22 protein-coding genes, 1 tRNA gene and 1 pseudogene are annotated in these 24,653 nt (G+C 71.7%); 19 read left to right on the top strand and 5 right to left on the bottom strand.

The genetic code is table 11. The annotated features are described in order from the left end of the window. Complete coding sequence (locus ABZO29_RS07635) at nt 1-141, top strand: hypothetical protein (protein ID WP_367319378.1); 141 nt, start codon at nt 1-3, stop codon at nt 139-141. An 8-nt stretch (nt 142-149) separates the two neighbouring features. Here ABZO29_RS07635 and ABZO29_RS07630 read toward each other — a convergent pair whose 3' ends face one another. Next, a complete protein-coding gene (locus ABZO29_RS07630; protein WP_367319377.1) occupies nt 150-728 on the bottom strand; it encodes a TetR/AcrR family transcriptional regulator in 579 nt (192 codons plus the stop codon). A 182-nt stretch (nt 729-910) separates the two neighbouring features. On the opposite strand from ABZO29_RS07630, the gene ABZO29_RS07625 reads away from it, so the two are divergent. The 9 genes from ABZO29_RS07625 to ABZO29_RS07585 all read left to right on the top strand — a co-directional run bounded on the left by ABZO29_RS07625 (nt 911) and on the right by ABZO29_RS07585 (nt 10,229). After that, a complete protein-coding gene (locus tag ABZO29_RS07625; protein ID WP_367319376.1) occupies nt 911-2,344 on the top strand; it encodes an MFS transporter in 1,434 nt (477 codons plus the stop codon). 42 nt (nt 2,345-2,386) lie between these two features. Further along, a tRNA-Pro gene (locus tag ABZO29_RS07620) sits at nt 2,387-2,460 on the top strand. Between the two features lie 254 nt (nt 2,461-2,714). After that, the gene (locus ABZO29_RS07615; protein ID WP_367319375.1) at nt 2,715-4,547 is read left to right on the top strand and encodes a glycosyltransferase; all 1,833 of its coding nucleotides are present in this window, start codon (nt 2,715-2,717) and stop codon (nt 4,545-4,547) included. Next, nucleotides 4,544-4,951, top strand: a complete 408-nt coding sequence (locus tag ABZO29_RS07610; protein ID WP_367319374.1) for a hypothetical protein — start codon at nt 4,544-4,546, stop codon at nt 4,949-4,951. Before ABZO29_RS07615 ends, ABZO29_RS07610 begins: the two co-directional genes overlap by 4 nt. A 119-nt stretch (nt 4,952-5,070) precedes the next feature. After that, nucleotides 5,071-5,811: a glycosyltransferase family 2 protein gene (locus tag ABZO29_RS07605; protein WP_367319373.1), complete on the top strand. Its 741-nt coding sequence runs from the start codon at nt 5,071-5,073 to the stop codon at nt 5,809-5,811. Next, complete coding sequence (locus ABZO29_RS07600; RefSeq protein WP_367319372.1) at nt 5,808-7,064, top strand: glycosyltransferase family 2 protein; 1,257 nt, start codon at nt 5,808-5,810, stop codon at nt 7,062-7,064. Before ABZO29_RS07605 ends, ABZO29_RS07600 begins: the two co-directional genes overlap by 4 nt. A 20-nt stretch (nt 7,065-7,084) precedes the next feature. Further along, entirely contained in the window at nt 7,085-8,428 is a 1,344-nt protein-coding gene (locus ABZO29_RS07595; protein WP_367319371.1) for a lipopolysaccharide biosynthesis protein, read from the top strand. Further along, nucleotides 8,425-9,432 (top strand): glycosyltransferase family 2 protein, encoded by a 1,008-nt coding sequence (locus ABZO29_RS07590; RefSeq protein WP_367319370.1) that lies wholly within the window; start codon nt 8,425-8,427, stop codon nt 9,430-9,432. Before ABZO29_RS07595 ends, ABZO29_RS07590 begins: the two co-directional genes overlap by 4 nt. Beyond that, nucleotides 9,429-10,229 (top strand): polysaccharide deacetylase family protein, encoded by an 801-nt coding sequence (locus ABZO29_RS07585; protein WP_367319369.1) that lies wholly within the window; start codon nt 9,429-9,431, stop codon nt 10,227-10,229. Before ABZO29_RS07590 ends, ABZO29_RS07585 begins: the two co-directional genes overlap by 4 nt. 28 nt (nt 10,230-10,257) lie before the next feature. Here the strand turns inward: ABZO29_RS07585 and ABZO29_RS07580 are convergent, their stop codons facing one another. Further along, nucleotides 10,258-11,076: a family 16 glycosylhydrolase gene (locus ABZO29_RS07580; protein ID WP_367319368.1), complete on the bottom strand. Its 819-nt coding sequence runs from the start codon at nt 11,074-11,076 to the stop codon at nt 10,258-10,260. Beyond that, nucleotides 11,073-12,356: an NAD(P)-binding domain-containing protein gene (locus ABZO29_RS07575; protein WP_367319367.1), complete on the bottom strand. Its 1,284-nt coding sequence runs from the start codon at nt 12,354-12,356 to the stop codon at nt 11,073-11,075. The genes ABZO29_RS07580 and ABZO29_RS07575 overlap by 4 nt, the downstream gene beginning before the upstream one ends. 199 nt (nt 12,357-12,555) lie before the next feature. On the opposite strand from ABZO29_RS07575, the gene ABZO29_RS07570 reads away from it, so the two are divergent. From ABZO29_RS07570 to ABZO29_RS07540, 7 genes are all read left to right on the top strand, one after another. Further along, entirely contained in the window at nt 12,556-13,770 is a 1,215-nt protein-coding gene (locus ABZO29_RS07570) for an ATP-grasp domain-containing protein (RefSeq protein ID WP_367319366.1), read from the top strand. A gap of 210 nt (nt 13,771-13,980) precedes the next feature. Next, complete coding sequence (locus tag ABZO29_RS07565; protein ID WP_367319365.1) at nt 13,981-16,653, top strand: LuxR C-terminal-related transcriptional regulator; 2,673 nt, start codon at nt 13,981-13,983, stop codon at nt 16,651-16,653. Nucleotides 16,654-16,855: 202 nt separating this feature from the next. Then, entirely contained in the window at nt 16,856-18,484 is a 1,629-nt protein-coding gene (locus ABZO29_RS07560; RefSeq protein ID WP_367319364.1) for an MFS transporter, read from the top strand. An 18-nt stretch (nt 18,485-18,502) separates the two neighbouring features. Beyond that, entirely contained in the window at nt 18,503-19,021 is a 519-nt protein-coding gene (locus tag ABZO29_RS07555) for a hypothetical protein (RefSeq protein WP_367319363.1), read from the top strand. A 186-nt stretch (nt 19,022-19,207) separates the two neighbouring features. After that, entirely contained in the window at nt 19,208-19,405 is a 198-nt protein-coding gene (locus ABZO29_RS07550) for a hypothetical protein (protein ID WP_367319362.1), read from the top strand. 126 nt (nt 19,406-19,531) lie between these two features. Then, complete coding sequence (locus ABZO29_RS07545) at nt 19,532-19,987, top strand: SHOCT domain-containing protein (protein ID WP_367319361.1); 456 nt, start codon at nt 19,532-19,534, stop codon at nt 19,985-19,987. 33 nt (nt 19,988-20,020) lie between these two features. Beyond that, entirely contained in the window at nt 20,021-20,467 is a 447-nt protein-coding gene (locus ABZO29_RS07540; protein WP_367319360.1) for a hypothetical protein, read from the top strand. 228 nt (nt 20,468-20,695) lie between these two features. Here the strand turns inward: ABZO29_RS07540 and ABZO29_RS07535 are convergent, their stop codons facing one another. Next, entirely contained in the window at nt 20,696-21,067 is a 372-nt protein-coding gene (locus tag ABZO29_RS07535) for a hypothetical protein (RefSeq protein ID WP_367319359.1), read from the bottom strand. Nucleotides 21,068-21,166: 99 nt separating this feature from the next. On the opposite strand from ABZO29_RS07535, the pseudogene ABZO29_RS07530 reads away from it, so the two are divergent. Then, a pseudogene (locus tag ABZO29_RS07530) lies at nt 21,167-21,316 on the top strand (HTH domain-containing protein); the annotation flags it as partial. A gap of 365 nt (nt 21,317-21,681) precedes the next feature. Here the strand turns inward: ABZO29_RS07530 and ABZO29_RS07525 are convergent. Next, complete coding sequence (locus ABZO29_RS07525) at nt 21,682-22,767, bottom strand: M12 family metallopeptidase (protein ID WP_367319358.1); 1,086 nt, start codon at nt 22,765-22,767, stop codon at nt 21,682-21,684. Between the two features lie 94 nt (nt 22,768-22,861). On the opposite strand from ABZO29_RS07525, the gene ABZO29_RS07520 reads away from it, so the two are divergent. After that, nucleotides 22,862-24,649 carry a LuxR C-terminal-related transcriptional regulator gene (locus ABZO29_RS07520; RefSeq protein WP_367319357.1) on the top strand — a complete coding sequence of 596 codons (1,788 nt, stop codon included), beginning with the start codon at nt 22,862-22,864 and terminating at the stop codon, nt 24,647-24,649. Nucleotides 24,650-24,653: the final 4 nt, after the last annotated feature.

Genomic DNA, 24,653 nt, shown 5'->3' with positions numbered 1-24,653 from the left:
ATGGCGTACGAGCCGCACCAGTGCCTGAGCATCGCGTGGTCGACGACCGTGGGCCCGAAGGCCCGCGGTGGCAGCACCGCCCGGACGGTCGTCGAGCGGATCACGGGCCGCCTTGCCCCGAACCACCCGCTCGCGGGCTGACCGACCCCTCAGCGCGCGGCGCGGACGCCGTCCAGGGCGATGCTCAGGATGCGGTCGCGCTGCGCGTCGTCGGCGAAGGCGGTCCCCGTGACACCGGCCACCAGACGCAGCAGATCACCGAAGTCCATGTCCTTGCGGGCCGCGCCGGCCTCCTGGGCGCGCTCGAACAGCGGGCCGCCCGCCGAGTACATCGAGTCGCGGCAGGCCTGGAAGACCTCCGACTCGTCCTCCAGCGCCTGGCGTACGGCCCGCTTGGTCACCATGTAGTCCGCGAAACGGTCGAGCCAGGCCGTCAGGGCCTCCCAGGGCTCGCGGTCGGCGACCTCGACGGCTACCCCGCACAGGGCGTTGACCTCGTCCGCGTAGACGCTCTCGAAGAGGGCCCGGCGGGTCGGGAAGTTGCGGTAGAGGGTGCCGATGCCCACGCCCGCGCGGCGGGCGATGTCCTCCAAGGACGCCTCCGCGCCGTTCTCCGCGAAGGCCTCCCTGGCGGCGGACAGCAGGGCGTCGTAGTTGCGCGCGGCGTCCTTACGGTGCGGGCGCTGGGCCGCGACGATCTCGCTGACGGGGAACGGCCGAGCCGTCACTGCTGCCTCCTGGGGGCGCACGGGGTTGAACCGGAGGGTTCCCTCCGTTACAGTGGAGGGGTACCTCCACTTTAGCAGTGCGGGGTGCGCTCGCCATGGAGGCGCGCGCCCGCACGATCCCCCCTCCTCCGCGACCCCGGATCTCCTCGGCCGCGCCCTGCTCGGATTCGGAGAGGCTCTTCATGCCCCGCAAGTCCACCCGTCTCACCTTCGCGGTCCTCGCGACCGGTGCCGGCGTGTTCGCCATGCTGCAGTCGCTGATCGCGCCGGCCCTGCCGACCGTCCAGCACGCCATGCACACCTCGCAGTCCACCGCGACCTGGGTGATGACGGCCTATCTGCTGTCCGCCTCGGTCTTCACACCGATCCTCGGCCGCGTCGGCGACCTGATCGGCAAGAAGCGCACCCTCGTCGCCGTCCTCGTGGTCGTACTGGCGGGCTGTCTGCTCGCCGCTCTCGCGCCGAACATCGGCGTACTGATCGTCGCCCGCATCGTCCAGGGCGTCGGAGGCGCCCTGTTCCCGCTCTCCTTCGGCATCATCCGCGACGAGTTCGCGCCGGCCGAGGTGAGCGGCAGCATCAGCAACCTGTCCGCCGTCATCGCCGCGGGCGGCGGCGTCGGCATCGTCGCCGCGGGTCCGATCGTGTCCGCGCTCGACTACCGCTGGCTGTTCTGGATCCCTGTCGCCGTCGTCGCCGCGACCACGCTCATCGCCGTGCGTTATGTGCCCGAGTCGCCCAACAGGGCCGAGGGGCGGGTCAATTGGACCGGTGCCGTGCTGCTGTCGGCGTGGCTCGTGGCCCTGCTGCTGCCGCTCACCCAGGCGAGCGCATGGGGTTGGGGCTCCATGAAGGTCATCGGTCTGTTCGCCGCCGCCGTGCTCCTGTTCGCGGTGTGGCTGTTCGCCGAGGGCCGCTCCCGCACCCCGCTGATCGACCTGCGCGTCATGCGGCTGCCCGCCGTGTGGACCACCAACCTCGCCGCGCTGCTGTTCGGGGCGGGCATGTACTCGATCTGGTCCTTCCTGCCCGGCTTCGTCCAGACCCCGAGCTCCGCGGGGTACGGCTTCGGGGCGAGTGTCACCGCGTCCGGTCTCCTCATGCTGCCGATGCTGGTCGCGATGTTCTTCTCCGGCGTGCTCGGCGGCCGCCTCGAGCCCGTCCTCGGAGCCAAGGCCCTGCTCACGGCCGGTGCGGCGCTGGGCGCCTTCGCCTGTGGCTTCCTCGCCCTCCGGCACGACGAACAGTGGCAGATCGCCTTCGTGGCGGGCGTGTTCGGCTTCGGAATCGGTCTCGCCTTCGCCTCGATGGCCAACCTGGTCGTCGGCAGCGTCCCGGCCGAGCAGACCGGCGCGGCGACCGGGATGAACGCCAACATCCGCACCATCGGCGGCTCCGTCGGCGCCGCGGTCACCAGCGTCCTGGTCACCGGCAGTCTCCAGCCGTCCGGGCTGCCGTACGACTCCGGCTACACCCACGGCTTCACCCTGCTGGCGCTGCTCTGCCTGGCCGCGACCCTGGCCGCCCTGCTGGTCCCGGGCCGGCGAACCGCCCGCCGCACCGGCCCGCCCCGCTCCGTCGGCAGCCCGGCGGAAGCACCCGTACGCGTACGGTAGTGTTGGCCTGCGTGTTCACGCGGTTCACCGCGTGCGACGCACCGGGACGTGGCGCAGCTTGGTAGCGCACTTGACTGGGGGTCAAGGGGTCGCAGGTTCAAATCCTGTCGTCCCGACATTTTGTTGGGTTCTTTGCCCAGGTCAGGGCCTTGGATCACGTCATGTGAGACAAGGCCCTCGATCTTTTTCCGGAGGCCTTGTACGCCGCTCACCCCGCCTGGTCGGCCGTCGGGTACTGCCACATACAGCAAACGACATTAATGTGGCGATTGGGAATTTTGCCCAATCTCGTCCATATCGGCCGCGGACGTGCCTGGCGGGCCGCAACCGGGAGGTGGGGCATGGGACGCATCAACCCCGGCACGAGCTCATGGACGAGCGCCGGGCGCTGACGGGCGGACGCGCGCAGTCCCTCACGAGCGGCGTGGCACGGCGGCCCGGCACGGTCCTGGTCGACCGGCGTCGCGTACGGCGCGGTGGCTCACTGCAGTGGGCGGTGCGCGCCCTCCTTCCCACGGCGCTCGCCCTGTGGCTGCTCTCCCTGCGGCACGTGGAACTGCGCGGGATGCGCGACTTCGGTCTGCTGCAGGTGCTGCCGGTCCTCTTCTGGGTCGCCCTCGGCCTGCTCGCCTTCGGCTTCTGTCTGGCGATGGCCGACCGGCGTACCGGCCACGGCTGGTTCGCGGCCTACGTGCTGGGGCTGATCGCGGTCGTCCACGCGTCTCCCACCCTGCTCTACCCCACACTGCGCTACAGCTGGGCGTGGAAGCACGTCGCGGTCGTCGACGCCATGATCCGCCATGACGGCGACGTGCCGGGCGCGGGGCAGCTCTCCCTCTACAACCAGTGGCCGGGCTTCTTCGAGCTCAATGCGTTCTTCCTGAAGTCGACAGGCCTCGACCCGGCGCTGGGTTACGCGGCCTGGGCGCCGCCGGTCTTCAACGCCCTGCTGCTCGCCCCGTTGCTGCTGCTCTACCGGTCGGTGACGCGGGATCGCCGGCTGGTCTGGGGCGGAGCGTGGATCTTCTACTCGTGTTCATGGGTCGGACAGGACTATTTCGCACCCCAGGCCTTCGCGTTCCTGCTCTTCGTGACGGTGATCGCCCTGGTCATGGGGCAGCTTCCCGACTCGGCACTGCGTCGGCCGGGCACCCCCCGCCCCGGTCGCCTGCCCCTCGGCACGCTGGCGCCGGTGGTGCTGATCGAAGCCGTCATCGTCTCCTCGCACCCGCTGACACCGCTCATGCTGATCAGTGCACTGGTGGCGCTGTCGCTGCCGCGACGCAACCGGCGGGTGGTGCTGCCGGTTCTGGGCTGCGCGGTGCTGTTGACCGCGGTCTGGAACGTCACCGTCGCACGGTCCTACATGGCGGCCCACCTGGGCGACTTCGTGGGCTCGCTGACGCGGACGGACGCGAACATCGTCTCGGGGCTGGCCACGCTGGGCACCGCGGCACCGGGGCAGGTGGTGGTGTCCTGGGTCGACAGGGGCCTGTCGGCCGCCGTCCTCCTGCTGGCGGTCCTGGCTCTCCTGGTGCGGCCCGAAGTCCGCCGGACCGGGCTTCCGCTCTTGGCGCTGTCCCCGTTGCCGGTACTGGGGGCGAACGCCTACGGCGGAGAGATGATCTTCCGTGCGTATCTGTTCGCACTGCCCGCGGCCGCCTTCCTGATCGCGTCGCTGCTCTTCGAGCGGGGCGGGAAGCCTGGTCTGCGTGCCGTCGCCGTATACCCGGTGCTCGTCGCTCTGCTCGGCGGACTGGTCTTCGGCTATTACGGCAAGGAGTCGGCGAACTACTTCACGAAGGACGAGGTCGCCGCCGTCCGCTTCGTCACGGCCACCGCTCCTCCGGAGGCCAGGATCGTCACTCTCACGTCGGCCGTGCCCGGGTTGTACACGCGTTACGAGCAGTACTTCTGGGTGCAGGCGGAAGAGTGGGCCATCAGTGACCGGCGGCGCCTGGTGAGAGAGCCGGTCGCGGGTCTGACACCGTTCCTCGAGGGGGCCACCGCGCAGCGGCCCGCCTACGTCGTCCTGAGCCGTGCACAGGCCGCCGATTGTTACTTCAGAGGGGTGCTGCCCGCCGACACCCCGCGGCGCCTGGAGTCCGCCCTGTCGACGGATTCGGGTTTCGTGCCCGTCTACCGCAACGAGGATGCCGTTGTCTTCCGGTATCAGGGCCCCGAGAGGGGAGAGCGGCGATGACTCGGCTTCGCTGGGGGCTCGCGCTGTCCGGCTGGCTTGCCCTCGCCGCCACCGCCCTGCCTGCCGCCGGTGTCCTGCGTGTACTGGTGACCACGGTCTTCCTGCTCGTCTGCCCGGGGCTGGCGGCCGTACGGTGGGCCTGGCCCGCCCCGGCGCGGGCCGCGGGCCGGGTGGCCCTTCTGGAGGCGGCCGTCCTCACTTTCGTGCTCAGCCTGTCGCTGGCGGTGGTCATCGCGGAGGCGCTGTTCCTGAGCGGCGTGTTCACGGTCGCGCGGGCCCTGCTCGCCCTCGCGGTCGTCACCTCCACGCTGGCTCTGCTTCCCCGGCCCGGGGCGCCCCGTCGGTCGCCGGGAGACTCTCCGGGCGCGGGCCCGCAGACGCCTGCTGCCCACACATCGGAGTGATCGCCGCTGCGGGCGGCCGGCTCCGAAACGAGCCGGTCGCTTGACGAAGCGAATAAATCGGACAAAGGTTGTATTTTTACATCGTAAGTGTATGGTGGCAAATCGGGAGACACTCGATCATGTACAGCGACCCGATCGCCGAGACCGGCAAGCCGCCCGCCAGTGTGAGCCTGGTCGTACCGGCCCGCAATGAGGCGCGCAACATCCCATGGGTCTTCGAGCAGATCCCGGCATGCGTCGACGAGGTCATCCTTGTCGACGCCGACTCCGTCGACGCGACCGTCCCCATGGCCCGGTACTGCCTGCCGACGGTTCACCACGTACGGCAGAGCGGTCCCGGAAAGGGAAACGCGCTGCGCACCGGCTTTCTCGCGGCCACCGGGGACTACGTGGTGATGCTGGACGCCGACGGCAGCATGTCGCCCGCGGAGATCACTCACTTCCTGCACTTCCTCGAGAACGGCTACGACTTCGTCAAGGGTTCGAGATTCATCGCGGGCGGTGGTTCACTCGACATCACCCGCTTCAGGCGGATGGGAAACCATGCGCTGCTGGCCGTCGCCAACAGGCTCTACCACGCGTCCCTGACCGACCTGTGCTACGGCTTCTGTGCCTTCCGGCGCAGCTTCCTGGACCAACTCGACCTGCATGCCGTGGGATTCGAGATCGAGGCCGAGATGGTCGTGCACGCCCTGCGCTCCGGCCTGCGCATCGCCGAGGTGCCCAGCCTGGAACTGCCCCGCCGCAGCGGGCACTCCAACCTCCACGCCATACCCGACGGGCTCAGGGTGCTGCGCACCCTGCTCTCGGAACGCCCCGGTGCACGGTCCTCCACCCGGAACGAGCGGAACGCATCGTGAACCCCGTTCCCGTGCACTCCGCCGCCGTGTGTACCCCGGTACGTGTCGTCGACGTGGACCTCGCCCGTCCGGGCGAGTTCCGGCTGCCCGGGGACCAGGGGTCCGTCACACCGCGAGGGAGGATACGGGCCCTGGTGCGACTGCACGGCCGTCCACTGGGCATGGTCAGTGCCGGGGAGACCTCCGGACCCGAAGCTCTGTGGTCGGCGGTCGCCCGTGCCGCCCACGTGGAACTGGCGGACAACCTCGCCCGGCACCGCGCCTCGGACCGGGCCGAACCACGCCCTGCCCTCCCCGACGCACCCCTCATCAGCGTGATCGTGGCCACGCGCGACCGTCCCCGGCAACTGTGCCGATGTCTGGATTCGCTCCTGCGGTCCGCGTACCGCGAGTTCGAGATCATCGTGGTCGACAACGCCCCGGCCGACCGCGCGACCGAAGCTCTGGTCCGCGGTGCCTTCGAAGGACGGGTCCGCTATCTCCGCGAACCTGTCGCCGGACTGGCGCGCGCCCACAACCGCGGACTGTCCCGAGCATGCGGCCCCGTCGTCGCGTTCACGGACGACGACACACTCGTCGACCCCGGGTGGCTGTCCGCCCTCGCCGAGACGTTCGCGTCCGACACACGGATCGGCTGCGTCACGGGACTCATCGTGCCTGCCGAACTGGACACCCCCGCCCAGGCCGCGGTGGAGCGGCACGGCGGCTTCGCCAAGGGGTACACGGTGCTCACCTGGTCGCTGTCCGACACGTCGGCCGACCCACTGTTCCCCTTCGCGGCCGGGCGTTTCGGCTCCGGTGCCAACATGGCCTTCCGCACCGACGTACTGCGCTCGCTGGGCGGCTTCGACCCCGCGACGGGCGCGGGCACCCCGGCCCGCGGCGGCGACGACCTGCTCGCCTTCTTCGAGGTCCTGACCGCCGGCCACTCCCTCGTCTACCAGCCCGCTGCCATCGTGTGGCACCGGCACCGGCGTACGCAGGACGCCGTGGCCGCGCAGGTCTTCGGCTACGGCGTCGGTCTCGGCGCCTACCTCACCGGCGCCCTGGTGCGCCATCCCCGCCAACTGCCCGCCCTGCTGTGCCGGCTGCCCCGCGGCGTGCGCCACGTCGTGACCAGATCGCGCGGCCGGCTTGCCGACCCGGAGGCCGGCTGGTCCCGGCGCCTGACTCTCCTGGAGATGCGGGGCATGGCCTACGGGCCCTGCGGCTATGCCCGCGGACGCCTCACCGGCGACCGCGGCAGAAGGTGATGGACGAGAGGTGTGAAGGCGTGGGCGCCCGTTCGGTCACCGGGGCGGCGGTGAGTGCCGCGGGCAGGGAACGACGCTCCCTGGGGGCCTCTTTGCGGGCGGGTGTCGCCGTCGTGCTGCCCGGTGAACGCCTGCTGCGCACGGGACACCTGCTCGCGGTCAGTTCCCTGGTCAACTCGTGCTTCGGCTCGCTCTTCTGGCTCTTCGCGACCCACTGGTACGACGAGAGGACGGTGGGCCTGAGCTACTCCGCGCTTTCGGCGTCCATGCTGCTCACGGGCATCGGCCAGCTCAACCTCCACGATTTCCTGGTGCGATTCGTGCCGACCACCGGACGCCGCACCCGCAGACTGGTCCTCACCTGCTACGCGGTGAGTACGTCCTTCAGCCTGCTCGTCGCCGCCGTGTTCCTGGCCCTGGTGCCGGTGGTCACACCCGGGCTCGACTTCCTGCTGACCCCCGTCGCGGGCGGCTGCTTCGCGGTGGCCACTGCCGGATACGCCATATTCGTGCTGCAGGACGGCGCGCTCACCGCGGTCGGCCGTCCCGGATGGGTCGTCGCGGAGAACCTGATCTTCGCTTGCGGGAAGATACTGCTGCTCGCCCTCGGAGCCGCCTTGGCCCTGTTCTCCGGGATCCTGATCTCGTGGGCGGGCGCCCTGCTGATCGCCCTCGTCGTGGCCAACACGGTCCTGCTGCGCAGGGGGATTCCGCAGCACGAGCGGAACACCCCGGCAACGCCACCGTCGCCGCGCATGCTGGGGTACGCCGCCACCGACTGGCTCGGCTCGCTGTTCCGGCTGGCCGCGTACACCCTGGTCCCGCTGATCGTGCTGGACACCTTGGGAGCGGAGCAGAGCGCCTATTACTCGCTGGCGTGGAGCATCGCCTACGTGCCCTACCTGCTGGCCCTCAACATGGGAACGTCCTTGATCACGGAGTCCGTACGCCGGCCCGAACGACTCGTCGACAACGGCCTGCGCGTCCTGCGCCACTCGGGTCTGATGCTGGCCGGTGTCACCGCCGTCCTGGCCGCCGCGGCCCCTCAGATCCTGTCCCTCTTCGGTGCGTCGTACTCGGCCCACGGCACCACCTTGCTGCGGCTGCTGGCGGTGTCCGCCCTGCCCAACCTCCTGGTGAGCCTGGCCATCGACGTTTCGCGGGCTCGGCGGCGGCTGCGCTGGGCGGTCGGACTGCAGATCGCGACATGTGGCCTGGTGCTCGGGCTGACCGTCGTGCTCCTGCCTCGGTTCGGCGTCACCGGAGCCGGCATCGCCTGGCTGGCCGCCCAGTGCCTGATCGCCGTCTTCCTGCTGGCGTGCCGGTCGCGCTGGCTTGTCCCGGCAACCGCGAGGTCATCATGAACGCCGCACTGCCCGGTGGGCACCCCCCGCTCACGCTGTCGGTCGTCGTGTGCGCCTACACCCTCGACCGGTGGGAGGACGTACGGGCCGCGATCGGTTCGCTGCTGGCCCAGGAACCACCCGCCGACGAAATCGTGCTGGTCGTCGATCACAACCAGGATCTCCAGGAGCTGGCCTCGAAGGCGCTGGCCGGAGTTCGAGTGGTGCCCAACCGGAGGCGCCGTGGACTGTCCGGAGGACGCAACACCGGGGTGGCGGTCGCGCACGGCGACGTGGTGGCCTTCCTCGACGACGATGCGATCGCGGAACCCGGATGGACGCAGCGTCTGCTGGCCGGCTACGAGGACCCCCGGGTGGCGGGGGTGGGCGGTCTTGTCCGGCCACTGTGGTCCACCCGGCGGCCGCCGTGGTTCCCGCCCGAGTTCGACTGGGTGGTGGGGTGCTCCCACCGGGGGCTGCCCCAACAGGCCGCACCGGTGCGCAACCTCATCGGCGCCAATATGTCGTTCCGCCGGACGGAGTTGCTCGCCGTCGGCGGGTTCCTCGACGCCCTGGGGCGGCTGGGAAACCGCCCTGCGGCCAGTTGCGACGACACCGACATGTGTCTGCGCATCACCGCGCGCACGCCGGATGCCGTCCTGCTGTACGAGCCCGCCGCGCAGGTGCTACACCGGGTCCCCGCGACGCGGGCCCGCTGGTCCTACTTCTGCTCCCGGTGTTATGTGGAGGGGATGTCCAAGGCGCTGGTGGCCCGGCGCACCGGCAGCGGGCCGGCCCTGGCCAGCGAGCGCGCCTACCTCAGGTCGACCATTCCGCGTGCCCTCGCCCGTAACCTCCGCCGGATCGGCCGCCCCGGCGCGCTGCGCACGGTCGGTGCGCTCACCGCCGGAGTGTGCGTCACCGTCACCGGTTACGTCGTCGGATGGATCCGGCCGCTGGAGTCCCGGGACATCCCTCCGTGGCCGAAGGCAGCCGGGGCGCCGCTGGGATCGGTTCGGTCATGAGGCCCGTACCCGTCTTCCTCTACCACGCGGTGTCGGACGACCCGCCGCGGTGGCTCGCGCCGTTCACCGTGAGCCCTCGCACCTTCGAGGAACACCTGCACATGATCACCGACAGCGGACTGCAGATGGTCCCGCTGGGGCGGTTCGTGGCGTCACTGCTCGGGGGCCCGCCCCTGCCCCCGCGGTCCGCGGTGCTGACCTTCGACGACGGATACGCGGACTTCGCCTCCGTCGTGGCCCCGTTGCTCGCCGCGCGGGCATGGCCCGCCACCCTGTACGTCACCACGGATGCCCTGAACGGATCGGGGGGACCGTTTCCGTCCGCGCGCACTCTGACGTGGGATCAGGTGAGCGAGTTGGACGCGGCCGGATTCGAGATCGGCGGGCACAGCAGGAGCCACCCGCAACTGGACACGCTGCCCCGGACGTCGGTGCGTGAGGAGGTCGGCGGCTGCAAGCGGGAGATCGAGGACGCCCTGGGCCATCCCGTCGTCTCATTCGCCTATCCGCACGGCTATTCCAGCCGCTTGGTGCGCGCACTGGTGGCGGAGGCCGGCTGGACCTCGGCCGCCGCCATCCGGGGTGCCTCTGCTCACAGTTCGGCCCGGGACGACCCGCTGAGGTTCGCCCGGCTCATGGTGCGGGCCGACACGAGCGGCGAACGTTTCGGGCTCTGGACCCGGGGTGAGGGCGCTCGGGTCGCACCGTTCGCCGAGAGCCTGCGCACCAGAGGGTGGCGGGCCTACCGCCGGGCCAGGGCGGTGACGGGGTGGCCGTACCGGGCCCTGCCCGAGTGAAGGGGACGCGTCGGCCGGCGACCGTGTCTCAGTGCTGCCACACGCGCACCCAGTCCACGAGCATCCGCGCCGTGTCGACGGACGGCGGCGGGCCGCTCGGGACACCGACGGCCAGGTTGACGAGAACCTCCATGGGAATGTGCGGGATCCGCTGCGGGGCGGTCACCCGGAACCGCTCCACGCCGTCCACGTACCAGACCAGTCTGTCCGGCTCCCAGAGCACCGCGAAGACGTGGTGGTCCTCGGGGAACCCGGTCGCCGTGTACGTGCCCCGCTGTTTGCGCGGGGCGCCCTGCCGGTCCTTCCAATGGACGTACATGGACAGCTCACGAGTCCCGCCGAAGAACTCCATGATGTCGATCTCGGGCGGTGTGAAGCGCGTGGCGGGCATCATCCAGAACTGGGGCAGCATGCCGGGCTGCGCCGGGATGCGGATCGCCGCCTCGAAGTAGCCGTAGGTGAATGTCCTGCGGGGCTGGGCGTACCAGTGGTCACGGCCGGTCGAGATCATGCCGGAGACCCAGGGGTGCATCCGTCCGTCGCTGCCGCGGATGGCGCGGCGTTCGGCCGTGAGGGTGAGGTGCCCTCCGGCCACCGACACCTGATCGGGCTGGTACCACTCGAGTTCGTTGTTGCTGGCGATGGTGCAGCCGTCCTTGTTCCAGTCGTAACAGGTGGTCCAGCGGCTCCTGTCGAGTCGATTCCCGCCGAAGTCGTCGTGGAACACGAGGCGCCAGTCCCCCGATGCCGGGGGCCGGGGCGGGGCGGTGTCCAAAACGGGGCCGGCGCCGCCGCATGCGACCAGCATCAGCAACAGCACGCCGAGGGCCGCGCCCCGTGCCGTCATGGTCGTGTCCGGGCCCTGGCCGCGACCGAGCCGGCCACCCTGCGAGCGGCGAATCCGGTACCGGCGACGAATCGCAGGGCGGGGCCGAAGGTGGGAGCGGCGGCCAGCCCCGTGAAGAACAGGCCGGGCACCGAGGACTCGAACCCGGACGAGAGGCGCGGTGCGCCGCTGAAGGCCCGTATCGCACGGCGGAGTTCGGGCGCCAGCAGCCGGAGCCGGTCGACTTCCACCCGGTACCCCGTGGCCAGCAGCAGGTGGTCGGCTCGCAGCACGTCCGTACGGCCCTCGGCGTCCGCCAACTCCACAAGCACCATGCCGTCCTCGACGCGCGCGGAGCGCAGCGTACGGGAGCACAGAAGTGGTACGACGTCCTCCACGCGATCCCGCAGCCACCAGGCGCCGGACGGCCCGAGCACGTCGTGCAGCAGACGGATCCGCACGGGCGCGGGCAGATGGCGGTAGGCGGCACCGCCCCGGCTGCACGCCAGCAGCGACCAGCCGGGCCCCAGGGCGGAACCGGGCTTGACGAGCCGAACGGCGCGCGGCCGGTCGCCCGGGTGGTCCGTGGCCGGGGGAGCACCGAACGCGACGGACGCGGCGCGGGCGATCACGGTGGGCCGGGCGCCCGCCTCGTGCAGCAGCGCGGCACTCTCCAGCGCCGACTGCCCCGCTCCGAGGACGGCGACCCGCTGTCCTGAGAACCGGGCCAGATCCTGGTGCCGACTTGTGTGGGAGACCAGTTCGGCCGGAAACGGGCCGCCCAGTTCGGGCACCTCGCGGGCGAACGGGACCTGCCCGGTGGCCATCACCACGCTCTGGGCGAGGAACTGCTCCCCGGAGTCCAGAGTGACGCCGAACAGGCCGTCCGCCTCCTCGATCGCGTGCACCTTCCGCTGTTCCAACTCGGGCACTCGGCGCTCCTGGAACCACTGTCCGTAGGTGATGAACTCCCCGACGGGGATCACATACGTGTCGCCGACGGGTGCCAGCCCCCCGGCCGCACGGAAGTCGTCGAGGCGGTGGCCGGGCTCCGGTGCGGAGATGCTGGAGGCGGCGGGCACCGACTTCAAGAACATGCCCTGGGGCATGTGAGTGCGCCAGCACTCCATGGGGTCGCCGAACACCCGCCGTGGGATCCCTGCCGCGCTCAGCCAGGCGGCCGTGGCAAGCCCGTAGGGGCCGGCGCCGACGACGACGGCGGGTGCCTGCCCACGGCGGCGGGCAGCCGCCCCGTGTCCGGCGGACCTGCGCCGACCGGCGAAACCGGTCTTCGCGAGCATGGTCGATCCCTCCTCGGGGCTCTCATGATCGGGCCCAGGCCGGAGCGGCTTTCGTGGGGCTGCGGCCGAATCTTGGGGATGTGCGTGTGTCGGGCGCGATGCGCGTTACTCGCGATAATGAATATGGGTGAAATGTCGGTATTCAAGTCTAGGGCCTCACCTGCGTGTGTTCCCGGTGGTGGGAGGGCGGGTGGTATCCGTGCCCGACAAGGTGCCCGTGCTCGTCACGAGGATCGGCAACTACCCACAGCATCACGGTGGCCTGGGCGTGGCCCGCACGCTCGGGCGGCTGGGTGTGCCGGTCCACGCCATCGTCGAGGACCGCTTCACCCCTCTCGCGCTCTCGCGCCATGTGACGCGCCGGATCGTCTGGCCGACGACCGGGCGGGAGGAACCGGCACGTCTTACGGAGTCCCTGCTGTCGATCGGCCGGGCGATCGGCGAACGGTGCGTGCCGGTACCGACCGACGACGAGGCGGCGATTCTGCTGGCAGAGCACGCGGAACTGCTGTCGGAGTGCTTCTTGCTGCCTCTGACGCCGGTGGGCCTGCCGCGGCTGCTGGCCGGCAAGGCGAGCCTGCACCGGCTCTGTGTGGAGGCCGGCGTGCCCTCGCCGCGCTCGCGGGCGCCGACCGACCGTGACGAGATGGTCGACGCGGGCCGCGAACTCGGCTACCCGCTGGTGCTGAAGAACCTGGAGCCGTTCAGCCGGCTCCGGGTACCGGCCGTGAGCGGCTCCACCACGCGGGTGCGTGACGAACGGGAGCTGCTCGACCGTTTTCCGCGAGGCGCGCCGCCGCCGGTTCTCATGCAGGAGTACATCCCGAGGCAGCATGCGGAGGACTGGATCACGCACCTCTACTGCGGGCCGGGCGGCGTGCCGAAGGTCCTGTTCACCGGCCGGAAGCTGCGCTCTTGGCCGCCGTACGCCGGGGTGACCACCCGGGCCGTGGCGCTGCGCAATCCGGGACTGGCCCGATTGGCGGAGCACCTGTGCCGCCGGACCGGCTACAGCGGCGTGGCGGACCTGGACTGGCGCTACGACCGCCGGGACGGACGGTACAAGCTGGTGGACTTCAACCCGCGTACGGGCGCCCAGTTCCGCCTCTTCGAGAACGTGCACCACGTCGACGTCGTGCGCGCCCTGTACCTGGACCTGACCGGCCGGGAGGTGCCCGTCGGGCCTCAGGTCGAGGGGCGAGTCTTCGTCGTCGGCCAACTGGACCTTCCGTCGGTGGTGGCCTCGCTGCGCGTGGAGGGCCGGCTTCCGCCGGATCTCCTGAGCGAGCGCGCGACCGAACGTGCCTGGCTGTGCCGGGACGACCCGCTGCCGGCCGCGGTCGAGGCGCTCCGGTTCGGCGGGCTCGTGACCCGCCGCCTGGCGCGGTCGGCGCGCGCACGCATCGGCTGCTGACCCCCTGACGCCGCCCGTCACTGCTCGCAGCCCGGACGGCTCTCGGGCGAGAGCCCGCAAAGCCCCTTTCGTACGTCGTCACACTGGTCACAGTCGCCGCAGTCGCCGCAGCGCCTTCACGAGCCGTTGCCCGCGCGGATGCGCCGGAAGGCTGAGATGCTGAGCGAGGGTGCGCTGCCCATGAGCTGACGGACAGTGGTGGTGAGCGCCATGGATGGGACGGACGCGAGCGGCCCGGGATCGGTCCCCTCCCGTGTCGATCCCCTGGGAGACCCGTTTCTGCGCACCCGGTTCGCTCTACCGACGAGACCCGCCACCTTTCTGCGGCGTGAGCGCCTGGTCGGGCATCTCGACCAGGCCCTGCTGACCCCGCTGACCATGGTCAACGGCGCGGCCGGCGCGGGCAAGACCCTGCTCGTCGCCGACTGGGCGGCCGGCCTGCGGCAGCCGGTCGCCTGGCTCACCGCCGACGAGGCGGACCAGCGCCCCGGAATGTTCTGGGCGTATGTGCTGGAGGCGCTGCGCGTCGCCGGGGTACCGGCCCCCGACGAGGTGGGCTGTCCCGCGGACGCCGGCCGGGTGGACCGGACGCTGCTCACCCGGCTCGCCGCCGATCTGAGCGGCCGCGACCCGTGCGTGGTCGTCGTGCTCGACGAGTACGACCGGGTGGCCGCCCCGGTGATCGCGGAGCAGCTGGAGTTCGTCCTGCACCACGCAGGGCAGGGTATGCGGCTGATCCTCGTCACCCGGACCGAGCCGCTGCTGCCGTTGCACCGCTACCGGGCGGCCGGCGAGATGACGGAGATCCGGGGTGCGGAACTGGCCTTCACGCCGCAGGAGGCGGTCACCCTGCTGGGGCTCCACGGCCTGCGCCTTCCCGTGCACGCCGCGGGCGCCCTCGTGGACCGCACCCGCGGATGGGCGGCGGGCCTGCGACTGTGTGCCCTGGCAGCGCAGGAGAGCCCGGATCCGGAGACGTACCTGAAGGAGTTCGAGGCCGACCACAGTACGGTGGCCGACTTTCTGCTGGCCGAGGTGCTCAAGCGGCAGAGCGCCGAGACACAGGACCTGCTGCTGCGCGTGAGCGTTCTGGACCGCTTCTGCCCCGATCTGGCGAACGCGCTGACGCACCGGACGGACGCCGAGCCCATCCTGGCCGGGCTGCACCGCGAGAACGCGTTCGTCGAGCACCTCGGGCACTCGTGGTACCGGCTCCACCCTCTGTTCGGGGAGATCCTCCGGGCCCATCTGCGGGTGCGCCTTCCCGGCCTGGAACCCCGGTTGCACCGGTGGGCCGCGCAGTGGTCGCGGCGCGGTGGAAGCCTCTCGGCGACGCTCGCCCACGGCGCCGCGGCGGGTGACTGGGAGTTCACCGCCGGCGCCCTCGTCGACGACCTGGCGATCGGACAGCTCTTCGCGGGCCTGCGCTGCGACGACCTGGCGGAGCTGTTCGCCGGTATGGACGCCGAGGCCACGAGCCCCGCGACGGACGTCGTCCGGGCGGCCCGCGACCTGGCCCACGGCGACATCGACCGCGGCCTGACCCATCTGCGTCGTGCCGAGGAAGGGCTCGCCGGTGACGTACCCGACCGGGCGGCCGCCAGGCTGAGCTGTGCGCTGCTGGAAGCCCTGGCGGCCCGGCTGACCGGTTCTCCCGCGCGGGCGGAGAAGGCGGCGGACGCGGCCGAGACGCTGCGGCACGACGTCCCGGCCGCCCTCCTGGACGAGCACCCCGAACTCACCGCGCTCCTGCTGACGCACGTGGGCTCGACACGCCTGTGGGCCGGGCGCTTCCCCGACGCGCGCTCCGCCCTGTCCACGGTGGCCGGCGGCGCGAACGAAACCGCCACGGCATTGCCGCGAGCGGAGTCCCTGGGCCACCTGGCCCTGATCGACTATCTGCACGGCTGGCCCCGCCGCGCCGAGCGCAAGGTGCTGGCCGCCGCCGCGGGGCCGGAGCGGTCCGGCCCGCCCCGGCCGGTCGGTCCGGGCATCGGGCGGCTGGTCCTGGCGGCGGTGGCCGTGGACCGCGACGAACTGGCCGATGCCGAAGACCTCCTCGCCGAGGCGGGCGGGACCGGTCACGAGGGCCCGGACCCGGTGACGGCGGCGGCCCGCGCCCTCGCCACCTCTCGCCTGCTGCTGGCCAGGGGCGACCCGCGTGCCGCCCTGGAGGCCACGCAGCCGTACGTCTCCACCGATGAGGCCTCCCCCTGGGCGACAGCTCATGCCGCTCTCGTGGCCTCCGCCGCCCACCTGGCCGAGGGCCGCCCCGACAGGGCCGCCGACGTGCTGCGCCAGGTGCCCCACGACCAGCCGGCCTGCTCCGTGGAAGCCGCCCGGGTCGAGCTCGTGACGGGGAATCCCGGCGCGGCGCTCGACCGGCTCGACGGCATCCGCACCGAGGGCGGCCGGATGGGCCCGGCGGTGGTCGTCCGGGCCGCGCTGGTGCGGGCGCAGGCCGCGGACGGGGCGGGCGACACCGCGGCCGCCCGCTCGCTGGTCGCCCGGGCGCTCCGCGAGGCCCGGCATGAGCGGCTGCGGCGGCCGTTCCTCGAGGCCGGTCCATGGATCCGGCCCCTCCTCGCGGAGGCGGCGCCGCAGCGGCCGACCGCGGTCCGGCCGGCGCGCGGTCCGTCTCGGGGAGCAGGGCAGTCCCGCCACGAGGAGCAGCCCCCCTCGCCCGTGGTGGAGGCGCTGAGCGACCGCGAGCGCGAGGTGCTGCGACGGGTGGCCCAGATGATGTCGACGGAAGAGGTCGCCGCCGACCTGTACGTGTCGGTGAACACGGTGAAGACCCACCTCAAGGGCGCCTACCGGAAGCTGGCGGTGAACCGGCGCAGCGACGCGGTGCGCCGGGCACGCGAGCTGCGACTGCTGTGACCGTGCTCCGGCGGGCTCTCCGCGGCGGCGGGCCGCGTCGGCTCCGCGCTCGGCCGCCCGGCCGGGCCGACGTCCTTCGCCCGTGGCGGGTGAGGCGCCGGGCGACGTCCTCGGATGCGATGGGAAGGGCGGCCGGGCACCTGCGGGCCGCTGCCCGGCCGACTCCGCCGACGTCCCGGGCCGACTCCGCGAGGTGGACACCGTGACGCACTGGCGGGCACTGATCGTGCTGGGGACGGCCCAGTTCCTGATGGTCCTGGACACGTCCGTCATGAACGTCTCCATCAGTCAACTGGTCGAGGACTTCGACACCGAGGTCACCGCCATCCAGGCCGTCATCACGCTCTACGCGCTGGTCATGGCCGCTTTCATGATCATCGGGGGCAGGCTGGGGGACATGTGGGGGCGTCGCCGCCTGTTCTTCCTCGGGCTCGTCGTCTACGGCACGGGGTCGGCCCTGACCGCCGCGGCTCCCACGCTGTGGGTCCTCGCGCTCGGCTGGTCGGTCATCGAGGGACTCGGTGCCGCCATGGTGCTGCCGGCCATGGCGGCCCTGGTCGCGGAGTCCTACCGCGGGAGGGACCGTGCCGTCGCCTACGGAGTCATCGGCGGACTCGCCGGTGCCGGAATCGCGGTCGGCCCGCTGCTGGGCGGCTGGGTGACCACGTACCTCACCTGGCGGCTGGTCTTCCTCGGCGAGGTCGTGGTCGTCGTGGTGGTCCTGTTCTTCCACCGGGTGATCAAGGAGTCGGCGCGGACCGGTCCCCGTCTGCGGCTGGACGGCGTCGGTGCCGTCCTCTCGGCGGCAGGACTGGGGCTGGGAGTGCTCGGTGTGCTGCAGAGCGGCACCTGGGGATGGGTACAGCCGCGCAATCCTCCCTTCACCGTCCTGGGCTTCGCTCCGACGCTGTTCGTCGTCGGCGCCGGGGTGGCCGTGCTGGCCGTGTTCGTGCACTGGGAGCGGCGGCGGGAGGCCCATGGCGTGGACCCCTTGGTGCACTTGTCCCTGATGCGCAAGCCCGCCCTGCGATCCGGACTGATGACGTTGGTGAGCCAGAACCTCATCCTGCTGGGACTGTTCTTCACCATCCCGCTGTATCTGCAGGTGGTCCAGGGCTTCGATGCCTTCGAGACGGGGCTGCGGCTGCTGCCGGTGTCGATCACCATGCTCTTGGCCTCCACGGTCGCCTCCCGGGTGGGGCGGCTGGCCGGACCGCGCCGGGTGGTCCGGCTGGCCCTGGCGACCCTGGCCGCGGCCGTCGTGTGGCTGCTGGCCACCATCGACCCCGTCATCGACGACGCACAGTTCGCCGGCGCCATGGCCCTGCTGGGCGTCGGCATGGGACTGCTCGCCTCGCAACTGGGCAACGTCGTCCAGTCCAGCGTGGACGAGGAGGAGCGCAGCGAGGCGGGCGGGCTGCAGTTCACGGCCCAGAACCTGGGCTCCGCACTGGGCACCGCACTCATCGGATCGCTGCTCGTCGGCGCCCTCGCCCACGCCTTCACCACACAGGTGGAGGAGGACCCGCGGCTGTCGGAGGAGGCCCGCGCACAGACCGGTGTCGCCCTGGAGGCCGGAATCACGTTCGTTCCCACCGACCAGGTGCGCTCGGCGGCCGAGCGCGCGGGGCTGCCGCCGTCCGACGTCGACGCCCTCGCGGACTCGTACGCGTCGGCGCAGCTCGACGGGCTGAAGGCGGCGATCCTTGCCGCCGGCGGCATCACGCTCGCCAGTTTCCTCGTCACACCGCATCTGCCGACCGGGCGGGCGAGCCGTTCGGAGCACCCCGACGCCGACGAACCGGCCGAAACGCCCGGTTCGTCGCGCTGAGTCCGAGGAGAGACCGCGATGCCCACGACCGAGCACGGCTCCGCCGGGGCGCGCCGCGCCGGGTCCCGGACCAGGGCCGACTACACCGGGGGCGTCTACGGATCCATGCTGGCCGCCTCGGTGGTCCTCGGCGCCGGCACCCTGGGCGACTTCCCGCGCCTGGAGCTGGTGCTCCTGCTGTTGCTCACCGGCGTGGTGTTCTGGATCGCGCACGTGCACGCCCAACTGTTCGGGGCGCGGCTGGCACAGCGGCCGCCGGACCGCCGGGCCGTGCTGCACGTGTGCCGCGAGGAGTGGCCGATCGTGAAGGCCGCCGTTCCGCCGTCCGCCGCCGTGGCCGTCAGTCCGCTGCTGGGCCTCGACGTCCAGGGCGCGCTCTGGCTGGCGCTGGCGGTCGCCGTGGCGGGGCAGGTGGGCTGGTCGGTGGCCGCGGCACGACATGCCGGGGCGCCCCGGCGTCTGATGGCCGTCACCGCCTCGGTCAATCTGCTGCTCGGCCTGCTGATCGTCCTGTTCAAGATCTTCGTGAAGCACTGACCGGAGAAGCACTGACCGGAGAAGTGCTGACCGGAGAAGTGCTGACCGGGGAAGCGCTGACCGGGGAAGCGCCGACCGGGGGGCATCGACCCGGGCCGCGAGTCACCTGTGCGGGGTGAGGCCGGGCGGTGTGCGGGGACGGAGGATCGCAGGGTAGGGCACAGCCCGCCTGCGGGAGAGCAGCTCATGCGCTACGAGATCCGTGTCGACGGCCACATGTCGGAGACGATGGCCGAGGCCTTCCCCGAGCTGGACCACGTGGTGATGTCCAGCCAGACCGTCCTGTTCGGACCCGTCGTCGACGAGGCCCACCTGTACGGGCTGCTGGCCCGCTGCCAGTCGCTGGGACTGCGGGTCGTGGAGATGCGCCAGCTCCCGGAGTGACCTTCGCGGGGAGAGCGCGGCCCCTCCGATCACCCGCCCCGGGTGAGGCCGCCGGGCCCGTGCCGTGGGCACGCTGAAGACGGCACGGAACGGCTGCCGGGCGAGCGCCCGGAATGGAGGAGACACATGAGCGCGCAGACGTATCTCGCCTACGACTTCCCGCTGGCGAGCGCCTTCCTGACGATGCTGTGGTTCTTCCTGTGGATCCTGTGGTTCGTCCTGCTCTTCCGGGTCGTCGTGGACATCTTCCGTGACGACACCATGAGCGGCTGGGGCAAGGCCGGCTGGCTGGTGTTCTGCATCGTCCTGCCCTTCCTGGGAGTCTTCGTCTACGTCGTCTCCCGCGGGAAGGACATGGGCCGCCGCGAGATGGCGCAGGCGCAGGCGCAGCAGCAGGCCTTCGACAGCTACGTCCGGGACACCGCCAAGGGCGGGACCAGCAGCGCCGACGAACTCGCCAAGCTGTCCGAGATCCGCGCCCGCGGCGACATCACGGACGACGAGTACCGCAGGGCGAAGGAACTGGTACTGAGCGGCTCCGGCGCGTCGGGCCGCCCGGGCCCCGACCCCTCCGGTCACTGAGGACACCGCACGAGACCGAAACGAGGCAGCACGATGACCGCGACGCACCGCGCGCAAGCACCGACGGCCAAGCACCGATGGGCTGCGGGACTGACGGTCTTCGCAGCCGTGATGCTCACGATCGTGGGCGTGCTCGACATCTTCCGGGGCATCATGGGGATCGCCGAGGACGACATCTTCGTCACGACCCGCAACTACGTCTTCGAGTTCGACCTCACCGGCTGGGGCTGGATCCACGTCGTCCTGGGGGCCTTCGCCGTGCTCGTCAGCATCGGACTCTTCCAGGTGGCTACGTGGGCCCGCGTCTCCGGGGTGGCCATCGCGGGACTCGTCATCATCGCCAACTTCCTCGACCTGCCGTACTACCCGGTCTGGTCGATCGTGATGATCGCCTTCTCGGCGTTCATCATCTGGGCCCTGTGCGTGGTCCGGCAGGAGGACGCCCCTGACCCGTTCGACCGGCCACCGCGCGACCTGTGAACGGAAACCGTCCCGGTACTACGAAGGGCCCGCACTCAGGCGGGCCCTTTCGCACGGCCGGGCCCGATCACGCCTTGTGGCGGGAAGCCGTCCGGGTCGATGCGGACTTGGCGGCGGCGCCCTTGATCGTCTGGGTGTGGTCTTCCGGGCCGGCCTTGTCGGGGGGCCTTGTGGGCGGTGGCCGCCGGAGCCTTCGTGGTCCGTGCGGCCGTAGTCTCTGCGACCTGGTCACTCCTCCCAGTCGAGCTGGTGCCCGGGCGTCCCCGCCGACCGCCCGTACGCGACCGCTTCGGCGCGGCCCGCCTCGTCGCCGCGCCGGTAGCGGAAGACCTTCCCGGCGAACACGACGACCCGCTCGTCCCCGACGGTGAAGTCGGCGTACCACCCGTTCTCCGGCTCCAGCACGGCGGCGAGCGCCTCGGCGATCCGGTCGGCGTCCTCGTCGTCGGCCTCCCATTCGACGAGCGTCCATCGGTCGGGCTGGGCGTCGGTGGCGCTGGAGGAGACGTCGAGTCGGCCGACTCTGCGCAGACGCAGGCCGCGGGGCTCGAACTCGGAGCCTGGCCGGAGGCTTTCGCCGATGACGTATCCGCTGATCACGCGCTGTCTCCCTGGGGCTGTTCGCCGGTGTGTGAGGTGACGCTACGGCCCCATGGCTGACATCTTGTGTCAGTCGTACGGTGAGGAAGTGATCGCCCGATGAGAGCGGACCGTCTGCTGTCGTTGCTTCTGTGTCTGCAGTCCCGTGGCCAGATGACGGCACGTCAACTGGCCGCAGAGCTCGAGGTGTCGCTCCGCACCGTCTACCGGGACCTGGAGGCGCTCGCGCGTACCGCACCGATGCCTGTCGCAGTGAACGCATGATGAGACGCCTCCTCCCGACGGCGGGGCGGATCGCCCCCTGCGGTCAGGTGTACGCCGCTTCCGGGGAGCCGGCCTCGGCACCGGTACTCAGCGGCGGTGAGCGCGGCTACTCAGACCGGCGTCTGCCGGCAGCCCGGCCGGCGACCCCGCTGGAGCCGTTCCTGCCGTGTCGACGACTACGCGCTCCCGGTTCCAGGGCTCGTACTCCCGGTCGTGGATCTGCCGCCAGTCGGGCTCCGGCCCGTATGGCATGGGCCGGGGACGTCACCCTCCCCCGAAGGTGACGTCCCCGGCCGCTCCCCCGGCGCCGGACTGTGGTCCTGGCGTCCGTGCAAGGCCGGTCAGTGCTGTCACCAGCACATGACCGCCGTCTCGCCCGGACCCCAGCCGGAGTACAGGCGTACACGGACGAAGTAGCGGCGGCCCTTGACGAGCCGGGCCCTGATCGTGGCGTTGCGCGGGGTGCCGCCGTCGTCCTGGCCGGCGAGGAAGCGGGGCTCGCCGTCCCGTTCCTCGAACACCACGACCACGGTGTCGCTCTCGCCGAACGTGCCCACCGAGTACTCGCGGGTCTCCGGCGGCTCGATCACGAAGTCGGCCTGCTCACCCGGGGCCAGGCGCAGCGGCGCCGAGCGGAACGGCACCAGCGCGGGCGGCCGCGGCGGATCGAGCGGCGGATACCAGCGCAGCACGAAATCCTTGTCGAGGGGCGAGAGCGTGCCGGGCGGGTTCAGACCGCCGCGGAACTGCTCCGGCTCGAGGATCAGCCCCGACGAGAAGGGGTACTCCATGACGGACAACGGGTCCCACACCGAGCCGTTGACCTCGGCCGGGTCCAGCTTGCGCAGGATGTTGAAGAACGTCTTGTCGCGGCTCCAGAAGTTCGGCGGGCCCGCCAGATCGGCGTACACGGCCTCGTCGTCCCAGTGGATGCCGGCGAACGGGCTCTGATGCTCGTGCAGCATGCCGAGCGCGTGCCCGATCTCGTGCAGTGCCGTCCCGCGCTCCCCGGGCGCGGTCAGGTCCCAGCCGAAGTTCATGGTGCGCTCGTTCAGGCCGATCCGGAGCGCGTCCCGGCCCACGGCCGACCAGGAGCCGTCGCCGAGCTGGAACCCTATGCGCAGTTCGGCCTCCGAGCGGTCACCCACCTCGGCGAAGGACAGGCCGATGCCGAGGTCCTGCCACTCCCGGAAGCACTCGCGCACCACGTCCCGCTGCTCCTTGGCGCCGGCCCACGACACCTGGCGGGTCGCGCCGGTCCCCGGCACGGGGATCACGGATCCGTCGGCGTCGCCGTCGAAGAAGTAGTAGTGCAGAACGGTGCCGTTGACCCACATCGGCCTTCCGCCGATGAGCGCACTGAGCCGCTCGGCGGCCAGCCCCGGTGCGAACGCGGGGGCCGGCTGCTGCGCGAGGGAGCAGTAGCGTCCGGTCATGCGAACAGCCTGCCGTCGGCCGGTGCCGGGCGCCTGAGTCGGGGTCTACTCAAGTCACTCTGTATCAGGCGTGAGTATGGGCGCTCTATCTCCCGTGACGATTTTCGAACGGGACGCGAAGACACTCGAGCTGCCCTGGCCCTTCACCGGCCGGGAGGAGGAACTGGAGCTGGTCCGCCGGTCCTCGGCCGCGGGCCGCACCGGCATCGTGGTGACCGGACCCGCGGGTTGCGGCAAGACCCGGCTCGTCACCGAGGCGGTCCGCGGGACCGACTGCGCCCGGGCCGCCGGGACGCCCGAGACCCGCCACATCCCGTTCGCCGCGTTCACCCACCTGCTGCCCGAGCCGGTCTCCCTGCACCGCGCGGTCCAACTGCTCTGCGGGGTCAGGCTGTTGCTGGTCGACGACGCCCACCTCCTCGACGACGCCTCCGCCGCCCTGGTCCACCAGCTCGCCGTGCACGGCCGCACCCGGCTGATCGTCGTCGCGACGGACGGCACCCCGGCGCCCGGCGCGGTGTCCCGGCTGTGGACCGGCGAGCTGCTGCCGCGTCTCGTCCTCGAACCGCTGCCCCACGAGGAGACGGCACGACTGCTGTCCGGCATCGAACCCCTCACCGTCAACCGCCTGCACCGTCTGTGCGAGGGCGACCTGAGGCTGCTGCGCGAGCTGCTGGGCGCGGTGCGCGAGCGGCTCACCCGCGTCCCGGACGCGGACACGTGGGCGTGGCGGGGCCCGGTGCCGCTCACCGCGACCGTACGGGAGCGCACCGCGCCGGTCCTCGACCGCATCGACGCCGACGAGCGGGAGACCCTCGACCGCCTCGCCTTCGCCGAACCCCTCCCGCTGGACATCGACACGCTCGACCTGCGCATCCTCGAACGCCTCGAAAGCGACGGCCTGATCCGCACCGACGACCACGGCACCGTCCGCCTCACCCACCCCCTGCACGGCCCGGCGCTGCGGGCCGCGGCCGGAAGGCTGCGGGCAAGGCGGCTCGCCGGCACACCGGACGACCGCGCCCTGGCCCTCAAGGCCGAGCAGGCGGTCCTGGAGAACCGCGTCGAGCGGGACGACGTCCGCCTGCCGGCGACCTGGGTGGGGGAGTGGCTCGCGGAGCAGGGCGCACCGGTGCCGGCCGGATACGCGGCCGTGCGCGCGCGGTTCGCGCGTCTGCGGGGCGAGCTGCGGGAGGCGGCGGCGTGGGCGCGGGAGGGACTGCGCAACACCCCGGGCGACGATTCCTGCCGCGTCGAACTCGCCTTGAGCACAGCCCAGTTGGGCGAGATGCCCACCGCCCACGGGGACCCGTCCGGCGCCGCCGTCTGGCTTGCCGCAGCGCGGGGCGACCTCGAGGGAGCGCTGGCGGCGGTCGACGAGGACAGCGCGTACGACGCCGTACGCCTGGGCGCTGCCGAGCTCGCCGTGGACCGGCTTCCGGCCGACGGCGTGTTCGCCCGGCACGCCGACGCGCTCGCCCGCGGTGACGGGCCCGCCCTGGACCGGGCGGCACGGGCCCTGGAGGAGCGCGGCTTCCTGCTCTTCGCGGCCGAGGCGCACGCCCAGGCCGTACGGGCCCACCGCGACCCGAGCGCCGCCCGCACCTCACGCACGCGTGCCGTGGCCCTCGCCCGCCGCTGCCAGGGCGCCCGCACCCCGGCCCTCTCCGGCCTGGTCCTGGGCGAACTCACCGCCCGCCAGCGGCAGACCGTCACCCTCGCGGCCGCCGGCCTGAGCAACCGGCAGATCGCGGAACGCCTCACCCTGTCGATCCGCACCGTCGGCAACCACCTGTACAGCGCCTACACCCGCCTCGGGGCGAGCAACCGGGGCGAGCTGACCTGGCTGATGGAGGAGCCGCCGCGGTACCGGTCGGCCTGAGGTG

The sequence above is a fragment of the Streptomyces sp. HUAS ZL42 genome (assembly GCF_040782645.1).
Lineage (GTDB): Bacteria > Actinomycetota > Actinomycetes > Streptomycetales > Streptomycetaceae > Streptomyces.
Note: the sequence above shows the minus strand (reverse complement) of the source record. Positions and strands in the feature narration are given on the sequence as shown.

Bases quoted from the DNA above. Each gene is read 5' to 3' on its own strand.
- ABZO29_RS07635 (WP_367319378.1), top strand. From the start codon at position 1: ATGGCGTACGAGCCGCACCAGTGCCTGAGCATCGCGTGGTCGACGACC.
- ABZO29_RS07625 (WP_367319376.1), top strand. From the start codon at position 911: ATGCCCCGCAAGTCCACCCGTCTCACCTTCGCGGTCCTCGCGACCGGT.
- ABZO29_RS07615 (WP_367319375.1), top strand. From the start codon at position 2,715: ATGGACGAGCGCCGGGCGCTGACGGGCGGACGCGCGCAGTCCCTCACG.
- ABZO29_RS07610 (WP_367319374.1), top strand. From the start codon at position 4,544: ATGACTCGGCTTCGCTGGGGGCTCGCGCTGTCCGGCTGGCTTGCCCTC.
- ABZO29_RS07605 (WP_367319373.1), top strand. From the start codon at position 5,071: ATGTACAGCGACCCGATCGCCGAGACCGGCAAGCCGCCCGCCAGTGTG.
- ABZO29_RS07590 (WP_367319370.1), top strand. From the start codon at position 8,425: ATGAACGCCGCACTGCCCGGTGGGCACCCCCCGCTCACGCTGTCGGTC.
- ABZO29_RS07585 (WP_367319369.1), top strand. From the start codon at position 9,429: ATGAGGCCCGTACCCGTCTTCCTCTACCACGCGGTGTCGGACGACCCG.
- ABZO29_RS07580 (WP_367319368.1), bottom strand. From the start codon at position 11,076: ATGACGGCACGGGGCGCGGCCCTCGGCGTGCTGTTGCTGATGCTGGTC.
- ABZO29_RS07575 (WP_367319367.1), bottom strand. From the start codon at position 12,356: ATGCTCGCGAAGACCGGTTTCGCCGGTCGGCGCAGGTCCGCCGGACAC.
- ABZO29_RS07565 (WP_367319365.1), top strand. From the start codon at position 13,981: ATGGATGGGACGGACGCGAGCGGCCCGGGATCGGTCCCCTCCCGTGTC.
- ABZO29_RS07555 (WP_367319363.1), top strand. From the start codon at position 18,503: ATGCCCACGACCGAGCACGGCTCCGCCGGGGCGCGCCGCGCCGGGTCC.
- ABZO29_RS07550 (WP_367319362.1), top strand. From the start codon at position 19,208: ATGCGCTACGAGATCCGTGTCGACGGCCACATGTCGGAGACGATGGCC.
- ABZO29_RS07545 (WP_367319361.1), top strand. From the start codon at position 19,532: ATGAGCGCGCAGACGTATCTCGCCTACGACTTCCCGCTGGCGAGCGCC.
- ABZO29_RS07540 (WP_367319360.1), top strand. From the start codon at position 20,021: ATGACCGCGACGCACCGCGCGCAAGCACCGACGGCCAAGCACCGATGG.
- ABZO29_RS07525 (WP_367319358.1), bottom strand. From the start codon at position 22,767: ATGACCGGACGCTACTGCTCCCTCGCGCAGCAGCCGGCCCCCGCGTTC.